Origin of the sequence: Streptomyces sp. 6N223, assembly GCF_052246635.1 — a bacterium.
Classification (GTDB): Bacteria; Actinomycetota; Actinomycetes; order Streptomycetales; family Streptomycetaceae; genus Streptomyces.
Window position 1 is genome coordinate 1 of the sequence record NZ_JBQQCA010000148.1, and the last position, 978, is coordinate 978.

Sequence of the window (978 nt, forward strand, 5' to 3'; positions counted from 1 at the left end):
CCAGCTCATGAGCTTGCGCAGCTCCTTGCCGGTGGTCTCCAGGAGGTGGTCGCCGTCGGCCTTCTTGTACTCGTTGTAGCGGGGCAGGCCGGCGTTGTACTCGGCCATCCAGTTGCGGGCGAAGCTGCCGTCCTGGATCTCGGCCAGGAGCTTCTTCATCTCGGCCTTGGTGGCGTCGGTGATGATCCGCGGACCGGAGACGTAGTCGCCCCACTCGGCGGTCTCGGAGATCGACCAGCGCATCTTCTCCAGGCCGCCCTCGTACATCAGGTCCACGATCAGCTTCAGCTCGTGGAGGCACTCGAAGTACGCGATCTCCGGCTGGTACCCGGCCTCGACCAGGGTCTCGAAGCCGGCCTTGACCAGGGCGGAGGTGCCACCGCACAGCACGGCCTGCTCGCCGAAGAGGTCGGTCTCGGTCTCCTCGGTGAAGGTGGTCTTGATGACGCCGGCGCGGGTGCCGCCGATGGCCTTGGCGTAGGAGAGCGCGAGCGCGAAGGCGCCTCCCGTGGCGTCCTGCTCGACGGCGGCGATGCACGGCACGCCGCGGCCCTCCTCGTACTGGCGGCGCACCAGGTGGCCGGGGCCCTTGGGGGCGACCATGCAGACGTCGACACCGGCGGGGGGCTTGACGAAGCCGAAGCGGATGTTGAAGCCGTGGCCGAAGAAGATCGCGTCGCCCTGCTTGAGGTGGGCGCGGACGGACTCCTCGTAGACCCGGCCCTGGACCGGGTCGGGGACCAGGATCATGATCACGTCGGCCTCGGCCGCGGCCTCGGCGGGGGTGGTGACACGCAGGCCCTGCTCCTCGGCCTTCACCCGGGAGGCCGAGTCCTCCTTCAGGCCGACGCGGACGTCGACTCCCGAGTCGCGCAGGGACAGGGCGTGGGCGTGTCCCTGGCTGCCGTAGCCGAGGACCGCGACCTTGCGGCCCTGGATGATGGACAGATCGGCGTCGTCGTCGTAGAACAGCTCGGC

General features: G+C 69.2%; 1 protein-coding gene. It reads right to left on the reverse strand.

All coding sequences use genetic code 11. The features are described from left to right. On the reverse strand, positions 1 to 978 hold a 978-nt coding region (ilvC, locus tag ACTWQH_RS32755; RefSeq protein ID WP_443290454.1), incomplete at both ends, for a ketol-acid reductoisomerase.